5 protein-coding genes and 1 pseudogene are annotated in these 5,193 nt (G+C 70.3%); 5 read left to right on the plus strand and 1 reads right to left on the minus strand.

All coding sequences use genetic code 11. From position 1 onward, the window contains the following. Positions 1 to 130: 130 nt before the first annotated feature. From queE to bioF, 5 genes and pseudogenes are all read left to right on the plus strand, one after another. Positions 131 to 769 carry a 7-carboxy-7-deazaguanine synthase gene (queE, locus tag H0W38_RS16090; protein ID WP_292455920.1) on the plus strand — a complete coding sequence of 213 codons (639 nt, stop codon included), beginning with the start codon at positions 131 to 133 and terminating at the stop codon, positions 767 to 769. Positions 770 to 871: 102 nt separating this feature from the next. Continuing rightward, positions 872 to 1,228, plus strand: a pseudogene (locus tag H0W38_RS16095) (6-pyruvoyl tetrahydropterin synthase family protein); the annotation flags it as partial. Positions 1,229 to 1,340: 112 nt separating this feature from the next. After that, positions 1,341 to 2,702 carry an adenosylmethionine--8-amino-7-oxononanoate transaminase gene (gene bioA, locus H0W38_RS16100; protein WP_292455923.1) on the plus strand — a complete coding sequence of 454 codons (1,362 nt, stop codon included), beginning with the start codon at positions 1,341 to 1,343 and terminating at the stop codon, positions 2,700 to 2,702. Between the two features lie 150 nt (positions 2,703 to 2,852). Continuing rightward, positions 2,853 to 3,512 carry a dethiobiotin synthase gene (gene bioD, locus H0W38_RS16105; RefSeq protein ID WP_292455926.1) on the plus strand — a complete coding sequence of 220 codons (660 nt, stop codon included), beginning with the start codon at positions 2,853 to 2,855 and terminating at the stop codon, positions 3,510 to 3,512. A gap of 4 nt (positions 3,513 to 3,516) precedes the next feature. Further along, positions 3,517 to 4,713 carry an 8-amino-7-oxononanoate synthase gene (bioF, locus tag H0W38_RS16110; RefSeq protein WP_292455928.1) on the plus strand — a complete coding sequence of 399 codons (1,197 nt, stop codon included), beginning with the start codon at positions 3,517 to 3,519 and terminating at the stop codon, positions 4,711 to 4,713. A 144-nt stretch (positions 4,714 to 4,857) separates the two neighbouring features. Here bioF and H0W38_RS16115 read toward each other — a convergent pair whose 3' ends face one another. Continuing rightward, positions 4,858 to 5,160 (minus strand): nucleotidyltransferase domain-containing protein, encoded by a 303-nt coding sequence (locus H0W38_RS16115; RefSeq protein ID WP_292455931.1) that lies wholly within the window; start codon positions 5,158 to 5,160, stop codon positions 4,858 to 4,860. Between the last annotated feature and the right edge of the window lie 33 nt (positions 5,161 to 5,193).

Consider the following 5,193-nt stretch of genomic DNA (forward strand, 5'->3'; position numbering starts at 1 on the left):
CCAGCGGTGCTGCCTTGCTCGCGCTCATCGGCGGCTTGTTGCTGACCGGTCGCGACGGCGCGATGGCGACCTACGGCGCGATGGTGGTGGCCTGCGCCGCGGCGCTGGGTTGGGCCGGCTGGGCGCGGCGATGAGCTACAGCGTCAAGGAGGTGTTCTACACGCTGCAGGGTGAGGGCCACCACGCCGGGCGGCCGGCGGTGTTCTGCCGCTTCGCCGGCTGCAACCTGTGGAGCGGGCGCGAGGAAGATCGCGCCAGCGCAGTCTGCCGTTTCTGCGACACCGATTTCGTCGGCACCGACGGCAGCGGTGGCGGCAAGTTCGCCAGCGCCGCCGAACTGGCCGTGCAGGTCGTCGCGCAGTGGCCGGCTGAAGCCGGTCGCGAGCAGCGTTTCGTGGTGCTGACGGGCGGGGAGCCGCTGCTGCAAGTGGACGCTGCGCTGCTCGACGCGCTGCACGAACTGGGCTTCGAAGTCGCGGTCGAAAGCAACGGCACGCAGGTGGCGCCGGCCGGCATCGACTGGCTGTGCATCAGCCCCAAGGCCGGCGCGTCGCTGCTGCAGCGCTCGGGGCAGGAGCTCAAGGTGGTGGTGCCGCAGGAAGGGATCGACCTGGCCGAGCTGGAATCCCTGGCTTTCGCACACCGCCGCGTGCAGCCGATGGACGGCCCCGAACTCGCTGCGAACACCGAGTGGGCGGTGCGCTGGTGCCTGGCGCACCCACGGTGGCAGTTGAGCCTGCAGACGCACAAGGTCATCGGCATCCGCTGACATGACGACCCCCAGCTCACCGCGTTCGCGGCCCCCGAGGGGCGTTCAGCCCGCTCGGGAGCGGCCCAGCGCCGGCTGAGCCGAACCCGGGACACTTGCAAGATGTTCGAACTCAGCCAGTCCTTCTATTTCGAGTCGGCCCATACCTTGCGCCGCGAGGTCGAGCGAAACGAGGCCGACGGCAGCCGGCGCGTGCATGGCCACACCTACACGGCCGAGGTGTGCGTCAGCGGCAAGGCCCATCGTGCGACGGGCATGGTGGTCGATCTGGCGGTGCTTCGTGCCGCCATCGCCGCCGTGCGCGAACAGCTCGATCACCACTTCCTCGACGAGGTGCCCGGGCTCGACGTGCCGACGCTCGAGAACCTGTGCGTGTTCATCTACAAGCGCGTCGCGGCGCAGGTGCCGGGTGTTGCCAGCGTGCGCGTGGCGCGGCACAGCAGCGGCGACCGCTGCGTGTACCGGGGACCCGGCGGCCGTGGTGAAAGGGCCGGGGCCAGCAGCGCCGGGGGTGCATCGGGCGGCCACGATGACGGGCACGGAAGCGACGGCGGAAACGGTGGCAATGGCGGTGAGTGATCCCGCAGCGCCCGGCGCGCTGAGCCTGGCCGAACGCAGCCGCCGCGCCGTCTGGCATCCCTGCACACAAATGAAGCGCCACGAGCGCGAGCCGCTGCTGGCGATTGCGCGCGCCGAGGGGCCGTGGCTCATCGATACCGATGGCCGGCGCTATCTCGACGCGGTGAGCTCCTGGTGGGTCAACCTGTTCGGCCACGGCCATCCGCGCATCCGCGAAGCCCTCGCCGATCAACTGGCGACCCTCGACCACGTGATGCTCGCCGGCCTGACGCACGAGCCGGTGGTAGCTCTCTCGGAGCGGCTGGGTGCGCTGAGCGGCCTGGGCCACGCCTTCTACGCCAGCGACGGTGCTTCGGCCACCGAGATCGCGCTGAAGATGAGCGCGCATTACTGGCGCAACCACGGCCGGCCGCAAAAGTGCGAATTCGTCGGCCTGGCCGGGGGCTATCACGGCGAGACGATCGGTGCGCTTTCGGTCACCGACATCGCGCTGTTCCGCGAGGCCTATGCACCGCTCGTGCGGTTGAGCGCGGCGCTGCCGTCGCCCGATGCGCGCCAAGCCCGGCCGGGCGAGGACGCAGCGGCCTGCGCACGTCGCGCGGCGGCCGCGCTCGGCGATTACCTGGCCCAGCACCACGAGCGCACCGCCGCGTTGATCCTCGAGCCGTTGGTGCAGTGCGCCGCCGGCTTCGCCATGCACGACGCCGAATACCTGCGCCAGGCACGGGCGCTGTGCGATCGCTATGAGGTGCACCTGATCTGCGACGAGATCGCGGTCGGCTTCGGCCGCACTGGCACGTTGTTCGCCCACCAGCAGGCCGCGAGCGCAGAGGCGGATGGGCGGCCCGATTTCCTGTGCCTCTCCAAGGGCCTGACCGGGGGCACGCTGCCGCTGTCGGCCGTGCTATGCACCGACGCAGTGTTCGAGGCCTTCTATGACGACCGCGCCGCGCGCGGCTTCCTGCACTCGCATTCCTACACCGGCAACCCGCTGGCTTGCCGCGCGGCACTGGCGGTGCTCGATCTGTTCGAGCAGGGCATCGACGGCACGCCGGTGTTCGAGCGCAATCGCGCGACGGCGGCTCGCCTGAACGAGCTGTGCGAGCCCTTGAGCGCGCACCATCGTGTGCGCAATGCCCGCCAGCTCGGCATGCTCTGGGCCTGGGACATCGACGACGCCGGCATCGACGGCTTCTCCGGCGCCTATCACCTGGCGGCGCGCGAACAGGGCCTGCTGCTGCGGCCGATCGGCAACACGCTGTACTTCATGCCGCCCTATGTGCTGGACGACGCGACGCTGGAGCAGTTGGCCGGCGGTGCGCTGCGCGCACTGGACGCAGTGTGCGGCGCATGAGCGCGGCATCGTGCCGACCTGTCTTCGCTCGCGCCGATTTGGCCACCGGAGCATCGTGCTATCCGACCCCCGCTCGTCGACCGCCCAACTGCGCGAGCCAACGCCGTTTCGCTCCGCGCAGATCGCACGAAGCACGGTGGAGCCTCTGAGATGAGCCGCGGCTGGTTCGTCACCGGCACCGACACCGGCGTCGGCAAGACGCTGGCGAGTTGCGCGCTGCTGCATGCGCTGCGCACGACGTACCCGCGGTGCGTGGGCATGAAGCCGGTCGCCGCAGGCACCGACGCGCAAGGGCACAACGAGGACGTTCTCTCGTTGCGCGCGGCCGGCAATGTGGCGGTGCCGGCGGAGTGGGACAACCCGGTGCTGCTCGCCGACCCGCTTTCGCCGCACATTGCCGCGGCGCGCGCCGGGCGCGTCGTCGAGATTGCGGCCATCGTCCGCGCCTACCGTGAACTCGCCCTGCGGGCCGACGCTGTCGTGGTCGAGGGCGCGGGCGGCTTTCTCGTGCCGCTGTCACCGACCGAAACGGGCGCCGATCTGGCGGCGGCGCTCGACCTGCCGGTGATTCTGGTCGTCGGACTGCGCCTGGGTTGCCTGAACCATGCGCTGCTCACGCGCGACGCGATCCGTGCGCGCGGCTTGCGGCTCGCCGGCTGGATCGCGAACCGCATCGATCCGGCGATGGCCGAGCCGGCGGCGAACCTGGCCTACCTGCGCGAGCAACTCGCCGCGCCGCTGCTGGCCGACTGGCCGTGGCAACCCGAGGCCGAGCCGAGCCGCTTGCGTCTGCTGCAACTGCCCGATTGAGCCGATGGCCACGCCCGCCGAAATCTTCGCCACTGCGCTACAGGCCCTTGATGCGAGCGGGCTGCGCCGCCGACGTCGCGTGGTGGCGCCTCAAGACGGCGCCGCATTGCTCGCCGACGGCCTGACCCGCCTGGCTTTCGCCAGCAACGACTATCTCGGCCTGGCCCGCCATCCTGCGCTGATCGAAGCCGCGCAGCAGGCCGCCGAGCGCTACGGCGTCGGCGCCACGGCCTCGCCGCTGGTCTGCGGCCACAGCCCTGCGCATGCGGCGCTGGAAGACGAGCTGGCGCGCTTCGTCGGACTGCCGCGCGCGCTTTATTTCTACGCCGGCTATGCGGCCAACACCGGCATCATCCCCGCGCTGGTCGAGCGCGGCGACGCGCTGCTGTCGGATGCGCTCAACCATGCCTGCCTGATCGATGGTGCCCGGCTGTCGCGCGCCGATGTTCAGGTCTATCCGCACAAGGACATGACGGCGCTCGAACGGGCGCTGATCACCGCGCGTGGTGCACGGCGGCGGCTGGTCGTCACCGATGCCGTCTTCAGCATGGACGGCGACCTCGCCCCGCTGCCCGAACTGCTCGCGTTGTGCGAGCGCTTCGACGCCTGGCTGCTGATCGACGACGCGCACGGCTACGGCGTGCTGGGCGAAGGCGGGCGCGGCAGCCTCTCGCACTGGGGCTTGCGCGCCGGCGCGATGCCGGAGCGGCTGATCTACATGGCCACCCTCGGCAAGGCGGCCGGCGTTGCGGGCGCCTTCGTGGCCGGGCCGGAGCCGGTGATCGAGTGGCTCATGCAGAAGTCGCGCACCTACATGTTCGCGACCGGCGCGCCGGCGATGGTGGCCGAGGCCTTGCGCGCAAGCCTGCGGGTGATCGAGTCGGAAGGCTGGCGGCGCGAACAGCTCCTCAGACTGGGCGAGCGCCTGCGCGCCGGGCTTGCCGGCTTGCCGTGGCGCGCGCCGGTGTCCGGTACCCCGATCCAGCCGCTGCTGCTGGGCGACAACGTGTTGGCGCTGGCGGTGATGGCGGCCCTGGAGACGCAAGGCATCTGGGTGCCCGCGATACGCCCGCCCACGGTGCCGCAGGGCTCGGCGCGCTTGCGCATCTCGCTTTCAGCGCTGCACAGCGCCGACGATGTCGATCGTCTGTGCGCTGCACTGCGAAGCATCGCTGCCTCGGGCGCTGGCAGAGGCGCCTGACTCCCGTGAGCGGATTGCGGCACTCGATTGCGCTCCATGCGTCGTACGGGCGCTTGTCTCCGTCCCCGTTGCGCACTGTTGTTCCAAGGTCCGCAATTCGGCCAGCAGGGTGGGAGTTCCTCGGGCGGTCGGGTTCAGTCAGATTCATTGCGCGTACTGCACTTCGGCGTGCGCGACCACCTGATCCCGAAAGTGGCGGCTCAGGTCCTCGGCCGTGCGCAGGTCGATCGTGTGGCCACCGAAGAGCGGAGACAGCTTCTCCTCGATCTCCGCCATGCGAAGGAGGCCGGGCGTCGCGCCGGGTTCGAACTCGACCAACAGATCCACGTCGCTGTCTGAGCGCGCCGCGCCCTTCAGCCGCGAGCCGAACAGCGCGAGCCGACTGATGCCGTACCTGCGACAGACCTTTGCCAGGTGCTCAGGGTCTGCCTTCAGCGTGTTGTCCATGATGATCAAGCCTCTTCGTCAACTTGGGACAGC

This window comes from Methylibium sp. (genome assembly GCF_013817365.1).
GTDB lineage: Bacteria > Pseudomonadota > Gammaproteobacteria > Burkholderiales > Burkholderiaceae_C > Methylibium.